Genomic DNA, 18,279 nt, shown 5'->3' on the forward strand with positions numbered 1-18,279 from the left:
GCTAAGGGTAGAATGGCGCAGCTTATGCATTGGGTTGCTGAATTAGAGATCGGCGCCTGTATTTATTATCTATAATCTGGAGTATTACAATGTCTCTAAGTGTTGAAGCTAAAGCTAAAATCGTAGCTGATTTCGGTCGTGGTACTAACGACAGCGGTTCTTCCGAAGTTCAGGTTGCCCTGTTGACTGCGCAGATCAACCATCTGCAAGGCCACTTCTCAGAGCACAAAAAAGATCACCACAGCCGTCGTGGTCTGCTGCGTATGGTTTCTCAGCGTCGTAAGCTGCTGGACTACCTGAAGCGTAAAGATGTAGCACGTTACACCAGCCTGATCGAGCGTCTGGGTCTGCGTCGCTAATCTAGCGAGTTTCAGTGGAAAGGGGCCTATTTGGGCCCCTTTCTTCTAGGAAGCATAAGCAAATCAGGTTAATGTATTACTGATGTTTCCAAACAGGATCTTCCATTACAGAGGTTCGCGCGGCTAATGAGAGGCTTTGTCTCAGGCTTGAGATAAGGATTGTCATTAGTCGCGAGGATGTAGTGAGAAGGCAAATCGAGTCAATGGCGTGTCGAGTCGTCAATACGATTGCGCGCCTAATCTAAGGATATAATTTTGCTGACACCGATCATTCGCAAATTCCAGTATGGCCAGCATACCGTCACTATCGAGACCGGTATGATGGCTCGTCAAGCCACCGCCGCCGTGATGGTGAGCATGGATGACACCGCCGTATTCGTTACCGTAGTTGGCCAGAAAAAAGCCAAACCAGGCCAGAGCTTCTTCCCACTGACCGTTAACTATCAGGAGCGTACCTACGCTGCTGGTCGTATCCCGGGTAGCTTCTTCCGTCGTGAAGGCCGTCCGAGCGAAGGCGAAACTCTGACTTCCCGTCTGATTGACCGTCCGATCCGTCCACTGTTCCCGGACAGCTTCCTGAACGAAGTTCAGGTGATCGCGACCGTTGTTTCCGTAAACCCGCAGGTTAACCCGGACATCGTTGCGATGATCGGTGCCTCGGCAGCCCTGAGCCTGTCCGGTATTCCGTTCAATGGCCCAATCGGTGCCGCTCGCGTGGGTTACATCAACAGCCAGTACGTGCTGAACCCAACGACTGACGAGCTGAAAGAAAGCAGCCTGGACTTGGTGGTTGCCGGTACCGCAGGCGCAGTGCTGATGGTTGAATCCGAAGCTGACGTTCTGAGCGAAGATCAAATGCTGGGCGCGGTGGTCTTTGGCCACGAGCAACAGCAGATCGTTATCGAGAACATCAATTCCCTGGTTGCCGAAGCCGGCAAGCCTAAGTGGGATTGGCAGGCACCTGCAGTCAACGAAGCGCTGCACGCGCGCGTTGCAGAACTGGCAGAAGGCCGCCTGGGCGACGCTTATCACATCACCGAAAAACAAGAGCGTTACGCTCAGGTAGATGCGATCAAGAACAGCGTTGTTGAAACCCTGCTGGCACAGGACGAAACCCTGGACGCGTCTGAAATTCAGGACATCCTGGGCAGCGTTGAGAAAAACGTCGTTCGTAGCCGCGTGCTGCGTGGCGAGCCGCGTATCGACGGCCGTGAAAAAGACATGATCCGTGGCCTGGACGTGCGCACCGGCGTACTGCCACGTACCCACGGTTCCGCACTGTTCACCCGTGGTGAAACTCAGGCTCTGGTTACTGCAACTCTGGGTACCGCACGTGATGCGCAGAACCTGGATGAGCTGATGGGCGAGAAGACCGACAGCTTCCTGTTCCACTACAACTTCCCTCCGTACTCCGTTGGTGAGACCGGGATGGTAGGTTCGCCTAAACGTCGTGAAATTGGTCACGGTCGCCTGGCGAAACGCGGCGTATTGGCTATGATGCCTAAAGCAGAAGATTTCCCGTACACGGTGCGTGTGGTTTCCGAAATCACCGAATCCAACGGTTCTTCTTCCATGGCTTCAGTCTGTGGCGCTTCTTTGGCGCTGATGGACGCTGGTGTGCCAATCAAAGCCGCCGTTGCGGGTATCGCAATGGGCCTGGTGAAAGAACAAGACAACTTTGTGGTTCTGTCCGACATTCTGGGTGACGAAGATCACCTGGGCGACATGGACTTCAAAGTAGCGGGTAGCCGTGACGGTATTACCGCGCTGCAGATGGACATTAAAATTGAAGGCATCACCCGCGAAATCATGCAGGTTGCACTGAACCAGGCCAAGGGCGCGCGTCTGCACATCCTGGGCGTAATGGAACAGGCTATCAGCACTCCGCGTGGCGATATCTCTCAGTTCGCACCACGTATTCACACTATCCGAATCAACCCGGACAAGATCAAAGACGTGATTGGTAAAGGCGGCTCTGTCATCCGTGCGTTGACCGAAGAGACCGGCACTACCATCGAAATCGAAGATGATGGTACAGTGAAAATCGCTGCTACCGACGGTGAGAAAGCGAAATTCGCTATTCGCCGCATCGAAGAGATCACTGCCGAGATCGAAGTGGGCCGTATTTACCAGGGTAAAGTTACCCGTATCGTTGATTTCGGCGCATTCGTGGCGATCGGTGGTGGTAAAGAAGGTCTGGTGCACATCTCTCAAATCGCAGACAAGCGCGTTGAGAAAGTGACCGACTATCTGCAGATGGGTCAGGAAGTACCGGTTAAGGTACTGGAAGTTGACCGTCAGGGCCGTGTGCGTCTGAGCATCAAAGAAGCGACCGCACCAGAAGCAGGTTCACCTGCGCCTGAAGCAGAATAACTGTATAGATAGATTTACAGCTCCCGGCCATGGGGTTGGGAGCTGTTCGTATCGCGCGGGTAGGATGCTTGCGTATTAGCAAACGGATGAAAGGATGTTCATCCAATGTTTGTCTTCGGGAGTGGGAAATGAAGCCTTTCTTGCGCTGGTGTTACGTTGCGACAGCACTCATGCTGGCAGGATGCAGCAACCATGATTGGCGTAAAGACGAAGTTTTGGCGATCCCGTTGCAGCCAACTCTGCAGCAGGAAGTGATCCTGGCGCGCATGGAACAAATACTTGCCAGCCGGGCACTGACGGACGATGAGCGTGCGCAGCTTTTATATGAGCGCGGTGTGCTGTATGATAGCCTCGGGCTACGTGCACTGGCGCGCAATGATTTCTCGCAAGCGCTGGCGATACGTCCTGATATGCCAGAAGTTTTCAACTACCTGGGCATTTACTTAACGCAGGCAGGCAATTTTGATGCTGCCTATGAAGCGTTTGATTCTGTACTAGAGCTTGATCCAACTTACAATTACGCGCGTTTAAACCGGGGCATCGCACTGTATTATGGCGGCCGCTTCCCGTTGGCGCAGGATGATCTGCAGGCGTTTTATCAAGACGACCCAAACGATCCCTTCCGTTCGTTGTGGCTTTATCTGGTGGAAAGAGAAATCGATCCCAAGAAGGCTGACGTAGCGCTCCAGCAGCGTTATGACAAAGCGAACCGAGGGCAATGGGGATGGAATATTGTCGAATTCTACCTGGGCAACATCAGTGAAAAAACGCTGATGGAAAGGCTCAAGGCAGATGCAACGGATAACACTTCGCTCGCTGAGCATCTCAGTGAAACTGACTTCTATTTAGGTAAGCATTACCTAAGTCTGGGGGACAAGGACACCGCTTCGGCGCTGTTCAAACTGACGGTCGCTAACAACGTTCATAACTTCGTTGAGCACCGCTATGCATTGTTGGAATTGGCGCTGTTAGGCCAAGAACAAGACGACCTATCGGAATCGGACCAGCAATAGCTGACGAACAACTATCAGCCTGATATACATTGGTTTTTTGCCAAAGTTATCGTCTTAACGGGCGAGGGCTTTTTTGTTCGTTTTATAATCTAATTTGAGCCGGTTCACACTTTTCAATGAAAATGACTGAAAATTTTCTCGACGAGTTATGTAGACTGGCTGCCATTATTAATGAGGCACGTGTACATGACTACTGAGCTTGAAACCTCTTTTGCTGACCTGGGGCTGTCTGCTCCGATCATTTCTGCCCTGACCGATCTGGGCTATGAAAAACCTTCACCGATCCAGGCTGAGTGTATTCCTCACCTGTTGAACGGCCGTGATGTGCTGGGCATGGCACAGACCGGTAGTGGTAAAACTGCAGCATTCTCGCTGCCACTGCTGCACAACCTTGACGCTTCCCTGAAAGCACCTCAGATCCTGGTGCTGGCACCGACCCGCGAACTGGCGGTTCAGGTTGCTGAAGCGATGACTGATTTCTCCAAACACATGCATGGCGTTAACGTCGTGGCCCTGTACGGCGGCCAGCGTTATGACGTGCAGCTGCGCGCTCTGCGTCAGGGCCCGCAAATCGTAGTAGGGACTCCAGGCCGTCTGCTGGACCACCTGAAGCGTGGCACCCTGAACCTCTCTAACCTGAGCGGTCTGGTGCTGGATGAAGCCGACGAAATGCTGCGCATGGGCTTTATCGAAGACGTAGAAACCATCATGGCAGAGATCCCGGCTGAACATCAGACCGCGCTGTTCTCCGCAACCATGCCGGAAGCGATCCGTCGCATTACCCGCCGCTTTATGAAAGAGCCGCAGGAAGTGCGCATCCAATCCAGCATCACTACCCGTCCGGACATCAGCCAGAGCTACTGGACTGTGCACGGCATGCGTAAAAACGAAGCGCTGGTGCGTTTCCTGGAAGCGGAAGACTTTGATGCGGCGATTATCTTCGTTCGTACCAAAAACGCGACCTTGGAAGTGGCTGAAGCGCTGGAGCGCAGCGGTTACAGCAGCGCAGCACTGAACGGCGACATGAACCAGGCACTGCGTGAGCAGACCCTGGAGCGCCTGAAAGATGGTCGTCTGGATATTCTGATCGCAACCGACGTTGCTGCTCGTGGGCTGGACGTTGAGCGTATCAGCCTGGTGGTAAACTATGATATCCCTATGGATTCAGAGTCTTACGTTCACCGTATCGGCCGTACCGGCCGTGCTGGTCGTGCCGGCCGTGCGCTGCTGTTCGTAGAAAACCGCGAACGCCGCCTGCTGCGCAACATCGAACGCACCATGAAGCTGACCATTCCAGAAGTTGAACTGCCAAACGCAGAACTGCTGGGTGAGCGTCGTCTGGCCAAGTTCGCCGCTAAAGTACAGCAACAGCTGGAAAGCAGCGATCTGGACATGTACCGCGCACTGCTGGCTAAACTGCAGCCGGAAGAAGAGCTGGAAATGGAAACCCTGGCCGCAGCACTGCTGAAAATGGCACAGGGCGAACGTCCTCTGATCTTGCCACCGGATCCCGTGTTCAAACCACGTCAGCGTCGTGAATTCAACGACCGTGACGACCGCGGCAGCGACCGTCGTCGTGACGCACGTCCAGACAGCCGTGATGGTGGCGCAGATCGCCCACGTCGCGAGCGTCGTGACGTTGGCGAAATGCAGCTGTACCGCATTGAAGTGGGCCGTGATGACGGCGTTGAAGTTCGTCATATCGTTGGCGCGATCGCTAACGAAGGTGACATCAGCAGCCGTTACATCGGTAACATCAAGCTGTTTGCTGGTCACTCGACCATCGAACTGCCAAAAGGCATGCCGGGCGAGATCCTGTCTCACTTCACCCGTACTCGTATCCTGAACAAGCCGATGAACATGCAACTGCTGGGCGATGCACAGCCGCATGAACGTCGTGAGCGTCGCGAAGGCGGTGCTGGTGCAGGTAACGGCGAGCGTCGTGGCGGTGGTCGCCCATTCAACGGCGAACGCCGTGAAGGGGCAAACCCAGGCCGTCGTTCTTTCGGTGATCGTCGTGAAGGCGGTGCTGCTGCACCTGCCGGCAACGGTGGCGAACGTCGTGGCGGTAACTTCAACCGTGACGGCCAACGCGCCCCACGTCGTGATGACGCCGCTCCGGCTGCACCACGTCGCCGTTTCGGTGATGCATAACATCTGATTTGACCGCTTGCGGTTAATCGGACTAAGAAACCAGCCTTCGGGCTGGTTTTTTTATGCCTGAAATTCACCGTTAAATGGCAGAAAATGGCGTATCATTTATAAGGTTTTTTCTTATGGATACTACGCACGGGAGATGCCATGAGTTGGCAGCAGTTCAAGTCTCAATACCTGGTGCGCTTTTGGGCGCCTTTACCCGCGGTGATTGCCGCAGGGATCCTCTCTACCTACTACTTTGGTTTGACCGGTACCTTCTGGGCGGTAACCGGGGAATTTACCCGCTGGGGCGGCCATGTATTGCAGTGGTTCGGCCTGCACCCTGAGCAATGGGGCTACTTCAAGGTTATCGGCCTTGAGGGCACGCCGCTGCAGCGCATCGACGGCAGGATGATCATCGGCATGTTCGCTGGCTGTATCGCTGCCGCACTGTGGGCCAATAACATCAAGCTGCGCCAGCCACAGCACCGCATTCGCATTGTGCAGGCGCTGTTGGGCGGCATTATCGCCGGCTTCGGTGCCCGTCTGGCGATGGGCTGCAACCTGGCGGCGTTCTTCACCGGTATTCCTCAGTTCTCGCTGCACGCCTGGTTCTTCGCACTGGCGACCGCTGCTGGCTCCTACTTTGGCGCCAAATTTACCCTGCTGCCGATGTTCCGCCTCCCGGTGAAATTACAAAAGGTAAAAGCCGCCGCCCCGTTGACGCAAAAGCCGGAGCAGGCGCGCCGCCGCTTCCGTTTGGGCATGGTGATTTTCTGTCTGTCGGTAGCCTGGTCACTTTGGACGCTGTTCGATGCGCCGAAGCTGGGTATCGCCATGCTGTTCGGTATCGGTTTTGGCCTGCTGATTGAGCGTGCGCAGATCTGCTTCACCTCAGCCTTCCGCGATTTATGGATCACCGGTCGCACCCACATGGCGAAAGCGATCATTATCGGCATGGCGGTGAGCGCCATCGGCATTTTCAGCTATGTGCAGTTGGGTGTCGCGCCGAAAATCATGTGGGCCGGCCCCAATGCGGTTCTGGGCGGCCTGCTGTTTGGTTTCGGCATCGTGCTGGCCGGCGGCTGTGAAACCGGCTGGATGTACCGTGCGGTGGAAGGACAGGTGCACTATTGGTGGGTGGGGCTGGGTAACATCATCGGCGCGACCCTGCTGGCTTACTACTGGGATGACCTGGCCCCGGCGCTGGCCACAGATTACGACAAGATCAACCTGCTGGATACTTTCGGGCCGATCGGCGGCCTACTGGTGACTTACCTGCTGCTGGCGTTGGCGTTTGCCGCCATGCTGTGGTGGGAGAAACGTTTTTTCCGCGCCAAACCCGATGCGCAGGTGGTTAATTTGAGGAGTGTGTCATGAAGCAAGCGGCGATAGTGCCAGATTATCGGTTGGATATGCTGGGTGAACCTTGTCCGTATCCGGCAGTGGCCACGCTGGAGGCGATGCCGCAGTTGAAGCCGGGCGAGATCCTGGAAGTGATCAGCGACTGCCCGCAGTCGATCAACAACATTCCACTCGACGCGCGGAATCACGGTTACAAAGTGTTGGATATTCAGCAGGACGGGCCAACCATCCGCTATCTTATCCAGCGTTAACCGGCGTGGGGCAGCGGTGTGCTGCCCCATTTTTGCACGGCGGACGTGAAGGGAAATGATTGCCCTGCGGCCCGGCGTTGACTTACCCTTTCGCCAGCGTGTCTTTTACTCCGGCGACAATCTCAAACGAATGCAACCGTGCCTGATGGTCAAAGATCTGGCCGTTAACCATGATCTCATCCGCGCCGGTTTCGTTGAGCAACGTTTGCAGCCCGTGATGCACGGTATTTTCGTTACCGATGATCGACATGCGCAGTGCCTGATCAACCCCGTACTGTTCCCCGGCGGTCCATAGCGCGTGGATATTGTCCACCGGCGCCGGCAGTGGGCCTGGCGAACCACGACGCAGGTTGATGAACTGCTGCTGCATCGACGTAAACAGGAAGCGCGCATCGGCATCGCTGTCGGCGGCCACCACGTTGACGCACACCATCGCATGCGGCTGCTGGCACTGCTCGGAAGCTTTGAAGTTATCACGATACAACTTCAGCGCCTGGAACAGCATCTCCGGTGCAAAGTGAGAGGCGAAGGCGAACGGCAGGCCAAGCTGTGCCGCCAACTGCGCGCTGTACAAACTGGAACCGAGCAGCCAGAGAGGGACATGCAATCCTTGGCCGGGTACCGCCTGAACCGGCTGGCCCGGTTGTGCATCGCAGAAGTAATGTTGCAGTTCCTGCACGTCGCGGGGGAAGTTATCCACCTCGCCGGACAGATGGCGGCGCAGTGCCATCATGGTGCGTTGATCGGTACCGGGTGCGCGGCCGAGGCCCAAATCGATACGCCCGGGGTACAAAGACTCCAGCGTACCGAACTGCTCGGCGATCACCAGCGGCGCATGGTTAGGCAGCATCACGCCACCGGAACCAAGGCGAATGCTTTGGGTACCCGCGGCCAGATAACCCAGCAGTACCGAGGTGGCGGCACTGCCGATGCCGGTCATGTTGTGATGCTCTGCCAACCAATAGCGTTGATAACCCCATTTTTCGGCATGTTGTGCTAAATCTAAAGAAGCGTGAAACGCATCACGTGGTTTGGCCCCTTGTGGGATAGGGGATAAATCCAGTACCGAAACCGGTACCGCAGTTTTTTCAGTCATGGCATCGTCCATCAAAAGGTGATCGCTTAAAGGGCGATTGCAGAAGTCTGCAAACTACAAAGCATAATGTGCTTTTAGTGTTAAAAGCATAATCCAATTTATAGTTATAAAAGAGGATATATGTGCTCGAGATATCCTTATGAGTAAAATGGTTTTTTTGGGAGTTTATTGAAATATGGACATGATGATTTCACCTGCCGCTTACTGCTCAGGGAGCTGAGAGAATGAAAAAAAAGACGTTGTTTACCCTACTGTTGATGGTGGTGGCGATCGCCATGGCGATATTGTTCCGCGCGCATAATCAGGATTTGTTGTTGCAGGGCGAAGTGGATGCGCCTGAGGTGATTGTGGCTTCCAAAGCTAAGGGACGAGTGATTGAACGTCTGGTGGAGCGTGGGGACGACGTGCAGGCAGGGCAAGTGATAATTCATCTCGACAGCCCGGAACTGATGGCGCAACTGCGTTCCGCGCAGGCGTCGCGCGATGAGGCCAAAGCGCAGCTCGAGCAGTCGCTGCACGGCACGCGTGAAGAAAGCATCCGCAACCTGCGCGCCAACCTGGCGCAGTCCGAAGCGCAATATCGCAACGCGCAAAACGACTACAACCGCAACCTGAGCGTGGCCGGTAAAGGTTATATTTCGAAATCTGAATTGGACGCTTCACGCCGCGCGCGCGATACCGCTTTCCAACAGGTGCAGGCGGCCAAAGCCAACCTGGACGAAGGGATTAACGGCGACCGTGTCGAATTACGGCAACAGTACGCTGCGGCACTGCGAGCAGCGGAAGAAAACTTGCTGCAGGTGAAAGCCCAGACGGACGACTTGCAGGTATTAGCTCCGGTGACCGGCGAAGTTGGGCCAATACCGGCAGAAGTGGGCGAGTTGTTGAATGCGGGTAGCCCATTGCTGACGCTGATCCGCATACCGGACGCTTATTTCGTGTTTAACCTGCGTGAAGATATTTTGGCTCACGTGCGGAAGGGCGACAAAGTCCAGATGCGGGTACCGGCACTGAAGGACAAAATGATCGAGGCGGAAGTGCGTTATATCGCCCCGCTGGGCGACTACGCCACCAAACGCGCCACCCGAGCTACCGGTGACTTCGATCTGAAAACGTTTGAAGTGCGCCTGTATCCGTCACAGCCGGTAGACGGCCTGCGCCCAGGGATGAGCAGCTTATGGCTATGGAAAGAGTAAGGGCCGGCTGGCGCTGCTTCAGCCATGCGTTTGGCAACGAGTGTCGGCTTGCCTTCCGCAGCCCGGTGGTGCATTGGCTGAGTTGGATCTTCCCGCTGATCCTGTTTGGTCTGATCAGCAGTAACTTTTCGGAAGGGACCTTGCTCGATCTGCCGGTGTCGGTAGTGGACAGCGATCACAGCCCGCTATCCAAATCGCTGACGCGCCGTCTGGATGCCGGTTCGCACGCCCACGTCGAGGCTTACCCCGGTGGGCTGCAAGAATCGCTGCATCGCCTGCGTAGCGCGCAGGATTACGCGCTGCTGTATGTGCCGCCGGATTTTGAGGCCAACGCGCTGGCTGGCAAACAGCCGAGCGTGGTGATGTACTACAATGCGCTGTTTTACGGTGCGGGGCTGTATTCCACCCAGGACTTCAGCGGCCTGATGACCGAAATCAACGCCAGCTACCGCAGCATCATCGCCGGCGAGATGGGCAAAACACTGCCGCCCCTGGCGGACGTGACGCTTTCCTACGGCAGTTTATTCAACGCCAGCGGCAGCTATATTTATTATCAACAGTTTGCCGCCACCATCCACCTGCTGCAGCTGTTCGTAGTGACCTGCATGATTTACGTGTTGGCACGCAGTAAATCCTTGTTGAAGGCGCGGCCGTTCAGCCTGGCGCTGCTCGGCAAGTTGGCGCCGTACACCTTATGTTTCACCAGCTTGCTGATGGTTGAAATTGCCGCGCTGGTGGGCATTTTTGACGCCCGCGTCAGCGGCAATCCGCTGTTCATGCTGATGATTGGTTTCTTCTACGTGATGGCGGCGCAGAGCATTGGCCTGCTGCTATTTACCTTTACCAGCAGCACCATCACCGCCTACAGCCTGATCGCCATTTTGGTGAGTATTGCGCTGACCTTTTCGGGCATGGCGGTGCCGGAACTGTCGATGCCGCTGCCGGCGCGCATTATTTCTAATATTGAGCCGTTAACTCATGCGTTGTACGCCATGTTTGACGTATTCCTGCGGCAAGTCCCTGCCAGCGCCATCTTCAGCGTCTGTGCGTTGCTGTCGATTTATCCGCTGGTGACCGCACTGCTGGTGCGTAACCGGCTGTTGGCGCGGCTGTTAAAAGAAGGGGGGGCAGGATGAAACTTTATTGGCAAACCTTCGTCCGGGTGCTGCTCGGCATGCTGGAGCGGCCGATGTGGCTGATGTTGATCCTGTCGTTGTGCGTCATGAGCATGGTCTATGCCAACCGCACGGTATGGGATCTGCCGGTGGGCGTCATCGATCAGGACCACAGCACCGCCAGTCGCCAGCTGATCCGTCAACTGGACGCCACCTCCAAAATCGCTATTGAAACCTACGACAGTCTTGAGCAGGCGCAGCGGGATCTTGGCTGGCGCAAGCTGTTCGCGGTGATCATCATGCCGGTGGATCTGGAGAAGAAGATCCTGAGCGGCCAGAATATCGTGGTGCCGGTGTATGGCGATGCGACCAACCGCCTGGCCAACGGGCAGATCCAGCAGGATGTGGTGGCGGCTTATCAGCAGTTGCTGACCCAGTACAACAACGGCCTGCTGTTACGCAGCGGTTTCAGCGAACGCCAGGCGCAGGTGATCCTGACGCCGATCGTCGGGCAGACGTTGGATGTGTTCAATCCGGGCATCAGCTTTGCGGCGATCATCTTCCCCGGCCTGCTGGTGATGCTATTGCAGCACTCGTTGTTGATTGCCTGCGTGCGCGTCAGCATTGCCATGAAGAGCATGCCCGGGGGTAAAGCGCCGCTGGCGGCGCATCTGGGGGGGCTGACGGCGTTGCTGCCGATCTGGCTGTTCCTGTCGATCGTGCTGTTTGTGTTGTGGCCATGGGTGCTGGGCTACCGGCAAACGGCGGGCATTGCGGAAATTCTGCTGCTGACCTTCCCGTTCTTACTGGCGGTGCTGGGGTTGGGCAAGCTGGTGACCGAGTGCCTGCGCAGCGTCGAAATGATCTACCTGACGCTGGCGTTTATTACGACGCCGATATTTTATCTTTCGGGCACCATCTGGCCGCTGCAGGCGATGCCGGGCTGGGTGCGGGCGATTTCCTACAGCATTCCCTCCACCTGGGCAACCAAGGCCGTTGCGGGGGTTAACCAGATGGGGTTGTCGCTGAACGAAGTGTGGGGGGATGTGGCGATGCTGCTGGTGCTGGGGATTGTTTACACCCTGTTGGGCTTCGGCGTAGGTTTCGTACGCAACAGCGTCGCGCTGCGCAGTATGTTCCGCAAACGGCAGGTTAATTAACGTTCCAGCAAGGGAGCCCCACCATTTCCTTGACCCTTAACAAGGTGGACAGACGCGCTGTCTCGCATAATCACGTCCGTGAATTTTCTTACTGGTGTGATTGTATGGCTTACCAACTGAACCTGAACTGGCCCGAGTTTTTAGAGAAGTATTGGCAGAAAAAACCTGTTGTTTTGAAAAATGCCTTCCCGAATTTTGTCGATCCTATCACGCCAGACGAACTGGCGGGGCTGGCGATGGAGCAGGAGGTTGACAGCCGTCTGGTGAGCAACGCAGAGGGAAAATGGCAGGCCAGCAACGGTCCGTTTGAACATTTCGATGACCTCGGTGAAACGGGTTGGTCACTGCTGGCGCAGGCGGTTAACCACTGGCATGCGCCCTCAGCCGAGCTGGTGCACCCGTTTCGCGCCTTGCCGGACTGGCGCCTGGATGATCTGATGATCTCCTTCTCGGTGCCGGGAGGCGGTGTGGGTCCGCATATCGACAACTACGATGTGTTCATCATTCAGGGGATGGGCCGCCGTCGCTGGCGCGTAGGCGATGCCTTGCCGATGCGTCAGTTCTGCCCGCACCCGGCGCTGCTGCACGTTGATCCGTTCGAGCCGATCATTGATGAAGAATTGGAACCGGGCGACATTCTGTACATCCCGCCAGGCTTCCCACATGACGGTTTTACCCACGAAACGGCGTTCAACTATTCAGTGGGCTTCCGTGGGCCAAACGGCCGCGACTTGATCAGTAGCTTTGCTGATTACGCGCTGGAAAAAGATCTGGGTGGTGCGCATTACAGCGATCCTGATTTAACCCTGCGTGAACATCCGGGCCGGGTTGAAGAATATGAGCTTGAGCGCCTGCGCTCAATGATGTTCGAAATGATCGGCCAACCGGAAGACTTTAAGCAGTGGTTTGGCCGTTTTGCCACTACGCCACGTCATGAGCTGGATATCGCTATGGCGGAACCCCCTTATGAAGCGGAAGAGGTACTGAATGCGCTGATGGGCGGTGAAACCCTGACTCGCCTGAGCGGCCTGCGTGTGCTGCAGGTCGGCGACAGCTTCTTCATCAACAGCGAGCGTCTGAACACCGTGGACGATCGTGCGGCCGATGCGCTGTGTCGTTATACCGAGCTGGGCCAGCCGGAGCTGGGTGATGCATTGCAAAATCCGGCCTTTGTGGCTGAGCTGACCGAGCTGATCAATCAGGGATACTGGTTCTTCAAAGAGTAGTTGTCGCGGTTGGCTGACTTGCCGGGTGGCGCTACGCCTACCCGGCAGTTTTGTATTTTCTCAACGAATTAAGACACCAATTCCAGCCCCGCGACCCGGCGCCAGTAGCCGTTGCAGTCGGCTTGATCGGTGAGCGTTAACGGCTGCGCACCCTGCTCGTTGGCACGGAAGCGTTCGACCAGAGCCAACGTCTCCGTGCTCTGCGGCGACAGGCGCACGATGTCTACCAATCCCTGCATACCGCTCAATTCGTTACCCAGGTTATAACAGTAGCCGCTCATGGTCTGAATACCGTTGAGCACGAACACCTGCTGCTGTTCTTGGGAACGCATCATGCGGCCCTGCGGGTATTTGATGCAGCAGGTTTCGCATTCGTCCTTGGCGCGGTCTTCAGACCGTGCGGTGAAGCAGCGTGCCGAATAGGCCAGCGGCAGGTGGCCGTAGCTCAGCACTTCCACTTCAAACTGCTGGCGGAAGCCCAGTTCCTCGCACTGCGCCAACAGTTTGGCCAGCCAGTCGCGTGACAGCTCGACCGGCATACACCAGCGGGTCATGCCCTGGCGGTGCAGCAGACGCAGGGTGTAGGCGTTGTAGCAATTCAGCGCGTGACCGGCGACGAACGGCAGGCCACGTTCCGCGGCCATGTTCACCGTGCCCAGATCGTTGGCTTCGATCAGGAATTCGCCGTTTTCCACATAACGCTTCAGTTCGTTCAGCTCGGACGGCGCCTGTAACAGTGCCAGGGTAGAGATCACCACCTGCTTGCCGCTGCGGGCTATCTCTTGCGCCAGTGCCAGCCAGTCTCCCACCTTCATTTCACGCCGTTTGGTGCAGACGCTTTCACCGAGATAAATAATCTCCGCGCTGCTGTTTACCGCCTGCTGATAAAAACTCTCGACCTCGGTTTTTGGCCAGTAGTACAGCACCGGGCCTAATGCGTATTTCATGCGTCCTCCTGCTACTGCCATTTGCGGTGATAGGCACCGAGGGTGGTCTGGGTGCCTTCGGACATCGAGCCGAGCGCCTCCATCCAGCCGGCCTCGGCCTGATAAGCGGCCGGATCGGCCTGGCAGCGGTCGATGGCCTGACGCCACACGCGGGCAACCTGGCTGACATAGGCCGGGCTGCGCTGGCGGCCTTCAATCTTCACCGAAGCGATATTGGCAGCCAGCAGTTCCGGCAGCAGTTCCAGCGTATTGAGGCTGGTGGGTTCTTCCAGCGCGTGGTAGCGCACGTCATCCACCAGATAGCGGCCCTTGCACAGCGTCGGGTAACCGGCATTTTCATCGTCCCGGTAGCGGTCGATCAGCACGCCGTTCAGGCGTGACTCCATACCCTGAGCCGTTTGCTGCCAGCGCACGTAGCGCGCCGGCGAACAGGCACCGACGGTATTGGGGGATTCGCCGGTCAGGTAAGAGGAGAGGTAGCAACGCCCCTCGGCCATGATGCACAGGCTGCCGAAGGCGAAGACCTCCAGCGGCACAGGGCTGGTACGCGCCAGCTGTTTAACCTGGTGCATCGACAGCACGCGCGGCAGCACCACCCGCCCGACGTCGAAATGGCGTTGGTAGAAGCGAATTGCCTCTTCGTTAGTGGCAGAAGCTTGCACCGACACGTGACGCTCCAACTGCGGGTAACGTTCGGCGGCGTATTCCAGCATCGCCAAATCGGCGAGGATCAGCACGTCGGCACCCAACTGCGCCGCCATGTCTACCGCCCGCTGCCAGCGGGCATAGCCGTCCGGGTGGGCGAAGGTGTTGATGGCGATGTGCAGCTTGCGGTGGTGGCGATGGACGTACTCGACCGCTTCCTGCAGCTTTTTCTCGGTAAAGTTGAGGCCGGCAAAGTGGCGCGCGTTGGTATCATCTTTCAGGCCGATGTACACGGCGTCAGCGCCGTTATCCACCGCAGCCTTCAGGGCCGGCAGGTTACCGGCGGGACAAAGCAGCTCCATAGATTTATCCTGACTCAGCATGCACCCATGGCGGATGCGGGCTGTCACAATGTTTACCGGTGACCGTTTTTAACCGGCAAACGCTAATCGGGAGGCAATTTTAGTGAAAGCGCGCTGAACAGGCTTTGATTTGAGGCAGCTTCTGGCGTATTGATAAAGCTGGCGGCGAAATGCACTATTTGTTGATATAGAGCGCTTCTGCCGTGCGCCACTGTGGCAAAATAGTGCATCTGTGTTGAAAGGAGTGAACGACAGTGTTGGAACAATTACGAGCGCGCATTGTGCGCCAGGGGCCGTCGCTGCTGCGAGTACCGCTAAAATTCACGCCGTTTGCTTTGCAGCGCCAGCTTCTGGAACAGGTGCTGGGCTGGCAGTTCCGCCAGGCGTTGGCGGATGGCGATTTGGAATTTCTCGAATCGCGCTGGTTAAAGATCGAAGTCCGCGATCTGGCGCTACACTGGTTTATGACGGTAGAAAACGGCAAGCTGGTTGTCAGCCAACATGCCGAGGCTGATGTCAGCTTCAGCGGCGACGCCAACGATCTGATTCTTATCGCAGCGCGTAAGCAAGATCCCGATACGCTGTTCTTTCAGCGTCGGCTGCAGATTGAAGGGGACACCGAATTGGGCCTGTATGTAAAAAATCTGATGGACGCCATCGAGTTGGAAGCCATGCCTGCGCCATTGCGCCTGGGCCTGCTGCAACTGGCTGAATTTGTCGAAGCAGGGCTGCAGGAGGGCACGGTGCAAACTTCCCGTGTGCCGGTATCATGCTAATCCGCGTAGAAATTCCGGTAGATGCCGCAGGGATCGACGCGCTGTTGCGTCGTGCCTTTGGGCGTGACGACGAGGCCGATCTGGTGCAGCAACTGCGCGAAGATGGCCTGCTGACGCTGGGCATTGTCGCCACCGACGACGAAGGCGGCGTGGTAGGTTATGCGGCGTTCAGTCCGGTGGACGTGGCCGGGGAGGATCGCCAATGGGTCGGTCTGGCACCGCTGGCGGTGGACGAAAGCCTGCGTCGCCAAGGGCTGGGTGAAAAACTGATCTACGAAGGATTGGATTCGCTCAATGAGTTCAGCTATGCCGCAGTAGTGGTGCTGGGCGATCCCGCTTATTACGGCCGCTTTGGCTTTAAACCGGCTGCTGCCTACGGGCTGCAGTGCCGTTGGCCGGGCAGCGAAGCCGCCTTCCAGGTGTATCCGCTGGCGGAAAATGCTCTGGATGATGCGCGCGGGGCGGTGGAGTTTTCCGAGCCGTTTAACCGGTTTTAATCTCAGCGTCCGGCAGTAAATGATCCAAAGTAAGAGGCGGGTGATTCACCAGCCTCTCTTTTTGCGTTTTGCTCAGTTGCTTCACCCGATATTCCAGCCTTAGCGCTTTAGAACGATCCCCCGCCAGGCAGTGAAACGCCAACACCAGCTCGCCTTTGCCCCGCAGTGCCTTTGCACCTTTTCCAGCCTGATGCTGCGCCAGACGTCGTTCGACGTCGGTAGTAATGCCGGTATACAGCATGCCGTTAGGCAGACGCAGCATGTAAAGGTACCAGGGGGAGAGGGTATCGGTCATGAATAAGCAGCGACTTCGGTGGTCAGGGTGGGAATATGATGGCATGTTCGCCGTCGTAATCCCACCCTGTCCGCCTGCGGATGATTACGGTTAGCCTTTTTTGCCCGCCATTTCAAAGCGAGGTGAAACGAGGCCGTACAGCGTCCAGCCGAGGAAAGTGGCGATGGCACCCCACATCATGGCCTCTTCACCGGAACTGTAGAGCGCATAGAAGCTGTAAAGCGCGCCAATGCCGGCAATGATGTTGGCGATCCGCGCTTTTTTCTCCGGCACTTTCGCCACCTTCTGAATAATGATCAGCGCCGCCATCGACAAGATGTAGGGGATAATATTGGTCACCACGGCCAGGTTAACCAGCACGTTGAACTGCTTGTTCAGCGACGGGCTGATGGTCATCAGCGACAGTACGCTCTGGATAACGACGATGGTCAGCATGCCTTTGACCGGGGCGTCCGCCTTGCTGAGTTTCGAGAAGATTTTCGGGAAGAAACCGCTGTCGGCGGAAGATTTGAACACCTGGGCGATGGTGAACTGCCAGCCCAGCAGTGAACCTACGCAGGACATGATCATCAGTGCCATGATGATCTTGCCGACCGTTGGGTTGAACATATGGGAAAACGCCAGTCCAAACGGCGCGGTGGAATTGGCCAGGTCCATATTCGGTACTATGCCGGCGATCACGTTGGTCGAAACGATATAAATCACCGCGGCGCTAAGCGTGCCGCCCAATACGGCGATCGGGACATTGCGCTCCGGGTTCTCCACCACGTCGGTATTGGCACAGGCGGATTCGAGGCCGAGGAAAGCCCATAGGGTCATGGAAATCGAAGCGCCAATGGCTTCAAAAGTCGGCACCTGATGCGGGTTCCACGCGGCGACGTATGCGCTGCCGCTGAACCAGTGCCAGCCGATGATCGAAATCCCGACCACTGGAATGATGACGCCCCAGACGGTGATGCCGCTGATCCTGCCGGTAATGCGAGCACCGCCGAAGTTGGCGACCGTGGCTAACCACAGCACACCGATGGTGGCAATGCAGATCCCCAATGGGCTCAGGTTGGCGCCAAACAGCTCGGTACCGTAACCCACGGCAGAAATGGCGATGGCGATATTGGCGATCAGTAACGAAACGCCGTAGGTATAGTTCGCCATAAAGTTGCCCGATTTCCCGAAGGCATATTCAGCATACCCCCCCATGCCGCCGGATTTACGGCTGAACATCCCGCATTTGGCAAAGGCATAGGCCAGCGCCATTGACCCCACTGCGGTGACCAACCAGGAAACAATAGAAATCGTACCGACTTCGGCCAGCTTGGTCGGCAGCATAATTATGCCGGAGCCCATCATATTGACGGCCGTCAGGATCGTTAACTGCACGACCCCCATTTTATTATTGGACTTACTCATGATCATTCTCTCTTTTATGATGCGATCTGGGCGGTGAATAATATTCACCGCCTTGTAAGG

General features: G+C 56.5%; 18 protein-coding genes. 13 read left to right on the forward strand and 5 right to left on the reverse strand.

The window, feature by feature from the left end; translation table 11 throughout:
* The first annotated feature begins 89 nt into the window (after positions 1–89).
* From rpsO to yedF, 7 genes are all read left to right on the forward strand, one after another.
* Positions 90–359: a 30S ribosomal protein S15 gene (gene rpsO / locus EBA31_RS01195; protein ID WP_012004950.1), complete on the forward strand. Its 270-nt coding sequence runs from the start codon at positions 90–92 to the stop codon at positions 357–359.
* A gap of 255 nt (positions 360–614) precedes the next feature.
* Positions 615–2,732, forward strand: a complete 2,118-nt coding sequence (gene pnp / locus EBA31_RS01205; protein ID WP_020824956.1) for a polyribonucleotide nucleotidyltransferase — start codon at positions 615–617, stop codon at positions 2,730–2,732.
* Positions 2,733–2,860: 128 nt separating this feature from the next.
* Positions 2,861–3,745 carry a lipoprotein NlpI gene (nlpI, locus tag EBA31_RS01210; protein WP_012004952.1) on the forward strand — a complete coding sequence of 295 codons (885 nt, stop codon included), beginning with the start codon at positions 2,861–2,863 and terminating at the stop codon, positions 3,743–3,745.
* 122 nt (positions 3,746–3,867) lie between these two features.
* A complete protein-coding gene (gene yrbN, locus EBA31_RS27220) occupies positions 3,868–3,942 on the forward strand; it encodes a protein YrbN (protein ID WP_223499600.1) in 75 nt (24 codons plus the stop codon).
* Complete coding sequence (locus EBA31_RS01220) at positions 3,932–5,899, forward strand: DEAD/DEAH family ATP-dependent RNA helicase (protein WP_020824957.1); 1,968 nt, start codon at positions 3,932–3,934, stop codon at positions 5,897–5,899. The genes yrbN and EBA31_RS01220 overlap by 11 nt, the downstream gene beginning before the upstream one ends.
* Positions 5,900–6,046: 147 nt before the next feature.
* A complete protein-coding gene (gene yedE, locus EBA31_RS01225) occupies positions 6,047–7,261 on the forward strand; it encodes a selenium metabolism membrane protein YedE/FdhT (RefSeq protein ID WP_122076764.1) in 1,215 nt (404 codons plus the stop codon).
* Entirely contained in the window at positions 7,258–7,497 is a 240-nt protein-coding gene (gene yedF / locus EBA31_RS01230) for a sulfurtransferase-like selenium metabolism protein YedF (RefSeq protein WP_004952879.1), read from the forward strand. Before yedE ends, yedF begins: the two co-directional genes overlap by 4 nt.
* 82 nt (positions 7,498–7,579) lie before the next feature.
* Here the strand turns inward: yedF and EBA31_RS01235 are convergent, their stop codons facing one another.
* A complete protein-coding gene (locus EBA31_RS01235; RefSeq protein ID WP_187962172.1) occupies positions 7,580–8,593 on the reverse strand; it encodes a luciferase-like monooxygenase in 1,014 nt (337 codons plus the stop codon).
* 224 nt (positions 8,594–8,817) lie between these two features.
* Here EBA31_RS01235 and EBA31_RS01240 point away from each other — a divergent pair, with 224 nt between their 5' ends.
* The 4 genes from EBA31_RS01240 (at position 8,818) to EBA31_RS01255 (ending at position 13,290) form a co-directional block, all read left to right on the forward strand.
* Positions 8,818–9,789, forward strand: a complete 972-nt coding sequence (locus EBA31_RS01240; RefSeq protein ID WP_122076769.1) for an HlyD family secretion protein — start codon at positions 8,818–8,820, stop codon at positions 9,787–9,789.
* A complete protein-coding gene (locus tag EBA31_RS01245; protein ID WP_020824961.1) occupies positions 9,771–10,925 on the forward strand; it encodes an ABC transporter permease in 1,155 nt (384 codons plus the stop codon). Before EBA31_RS01240 ends, EBA31_RS01245 begins: the two co-directional genes overlap by 19 nt.
* On the forward strand, positions 10,922–12,064 hold the full coding sequence (locus tag EBA31_RS01250; RefSeq protein WP_020824962.1) for an ABC transporter permease: 1,143 nt from the start codon (positions 10,922–10,924) through the stop codon (positions 12,062–12,064). Before EBA31_RS01245 ends, EBA31_RS01250 begins: the two co-directional genes overlap by 4 nt.
* Before the next feature lie 104 nt (positions 12,065–12,168).
* The gene (locus EBA31_RS01255; RefSeq protein WP_122076772.1) at positions 12,169–13,290 is read left to right on the forward strand and encodes a cupin domain-containing protein; all 1,122 of its coding nucleotides are present in this window, start codon (positions 12,169–12,171) and stop codon (positions 13,288–13,290) included.
* A 68-nt stretch (positions 13,291–13,358) separates the two neighbouring features.
* On the opposite strand, the gene EBA31_RS01260 is transcribed toward EBA31_RS01255, so the two are convergent.
* Both EBA31_RS01260 and EBA31_RS01265 read right to left on the reverse strand, forming a co-directional pair.
* Complete coding sequence (locus EBA31_RS01260) at positions 13,359–14,237, reverse strand: U32 family peptidase (protein ID WP_020824964.1); 879 nt, start codon at positions 14,235–14,237, stop codon at positions 13,359–13,361.
* An 11-nt stretch (positions 14,238–14,248) separates the two neighbouring features.
* Positions 14,249–15,244 carry a peptidase U32 family protein gene (locus EBA31_RS01265; protein WP_048762819.1) on the reverse strand — a complete coding sequence of 332 codons (996 nt, stop codon included), beginning with the start codon at positions 15,242–15,244 and terminating at the stop codon, positions 14,249–14,251.
* A gap of 254 nt (positions 15,245–15,498) precedes the next feature.
* On the opposite strand from EBA31_RS01265, the gene EBA31_RS01270 reads away from it, so the two are divergent.
* Together EBA31_RS01270 and EBA31_RS01275 are read left to right on the forward strand one after the other, a co-directional pair.
* Entirely contained in the window at positions 15,499–16,020 is a 522-nt protein-coding gene (locus EBA31_RS01270; RefSeq protein WP_020824966.1) for an SCP2 domain-containing protein, read from the forward strand.
* Positions 16,014–16,517: a GNAT family N-acetyltransferase gene (locus EBA31_RS01275; RefSeq protein ID WP_020824967.1), complete on the forward strand. Its 504-nt coding sequence runs from the start codon at positions 16,014–16,016 to the stop codon at positions 16,515–16,517. The genes EBA31_RS01270 and EBA31_RS01275 overlap by 7 nt, the downstream gene beginning before the upstream one ends.
* Here the strand turns inward: EBA31_RS01275 and EBA31_RS01280 are convergent.
* Positions 16,504–16,812, reverse strand: a complete 309-nt coding sequence (locus EBA31_RS01280) for a GIY-YIG nuclease family protein (RefSeq protein WP_139285490.1) — start codon at positions 16,810–16,812, stop codon at positions 16,504–16,506. The two genes, EBA31_RS01275 and EBA31_RS01280, sit on opposite strands and share 14 nt — an antisense overlap.
* 90 nt (positions 16,813–16,902) lie before the next feature.
* Positions 16,903–18,219 carry a putrescine-ornithine antiporter gene (gene potE / locus EBA31_RS01285; RefSeq protein WP_041415181.1) on the reverse strand — a complete coding sequence of 439 codons (1,317 nt, stop codon included), beginning with the start codon at positions 18,217–18,219 and terminating at the stop codon, positions 16,903–16,905.
* Positions 18,220–18,279: the final 60 nt, after the last annotated feature.

It is taken from the genome of Serratia sp. P2ACOL2 (genome assembly GCF_003691565.1).
Classification (GTDB): domain Bacteria; phylum Pseudomonadota; class Gammaproteobacteria; order Enterobacterales; family Enterobacteriaceae; genus Serratia; species Serratia liquefaciens.

Bases quoted from the DNA above. Each gene is read 5' to 3' on its own strand.
- nlpI (WP_012004952.1), top strand. From the start codon at position 2,861: ATGAAGCCTTTCTTGCGCTGGTGTTACGTTGCGACAGCACTCATGCTG.
- EBA31_RS01255 (WP_122076772.1), top strand. From the start codon at position 12,169: ATGGCTTACCAACTGAACCTGAACTGGCCCGAGTTTTTAGAGAAGTAT.
- EBA31_RS01260 (WP_020824964.1), bottom strand. From the start codon at position 14,237: ATGAAATACGCATTAGGCCCGGTGCTGTACTACTGGCCAAAAACCGAG.
- yedE (WP_122076764.1), top strand. From the start codon at position 6,047: ATGAGTTGGCAGCAGTTCAAGTCTCAATACCTGGTGCGCTTTTGGGCG.
- EBA31_RS01265 (WP_048762819.1), bottom strand. From the start codon at position 15,244: ATGGAGCTGCTTTGTCCCGCCGGTAACCTGCCGGCCCTGAAGGCTGCG.
- EBA31_RS01240 (WP_122076769.1), top strand. From the start codon at position 8,818: ATGAAAAAAAAGACGTTGTTTACCCTACTGTTGATGGTGGTGGCGATC.
- yedF (WP_004952879.1), top strand. From the start codon at position 7,258: ATGAAGCAAGCGGCGATAGTGCCAGATTATCGGTTGGATATGCTGGGT.
- EBA31_RS01280 (WP_139285490.1), bottom strand. From the start codon at position 16,812: ATGACCGATACCCTCTCCCCCTGGTACCTTTACATGCTGCGTCTGCCT.
- EBA31_RS01275 (WP_020824967.1), top strand. From the start codon at position 16,014: ATGCTAATCCGCGTAGAAATTCCGGTAGATGCCGCAGGGATCGACGCG.
- potE (WP_041415181.1), bottom strand. From the start codon at position 18,219: ATGAGTAAGTCCAATAATAAAATGGGGGTCGTGCAGTTAACGATCCTG.
- rpsO (WP_012004950.1), top strand. From the start codon at position 90: ATGTCTCTAAGTGTTGAAGCTAAAGCTAAAATCGTAGCTGATTTCGGT.
- EBA31_RS01220 (WP_020824957.1), top strand. From the start codon at position 3,932: ATGACTACTGAGCTTGAAACCTCTTTTGCTGACCTGGGGCTGTCTGCT.
- EBA31_RS01245 (WP_020824961.1), top strand. From the start codon at position 9,771: ATGGCTATGGAAAGAGTAAGGGCCGGCTGGCGCTGCTTCAGCCATGCG.
- EBA31_RS01250 (WP_020824962.1), top strand. From the start codon at position 10,922: ATGAAACTTTATTGGCAAACCTTCGTCCGGGTGCTGCTCGGCATGCTG.
- EBA31_RS01235 (WP_187962172.1), bottom strand. From the start codon at position 8,593: ATGACTGAAAAAACTGCGGTACCGGTTTCGGTACTGGATTTATCCCCT.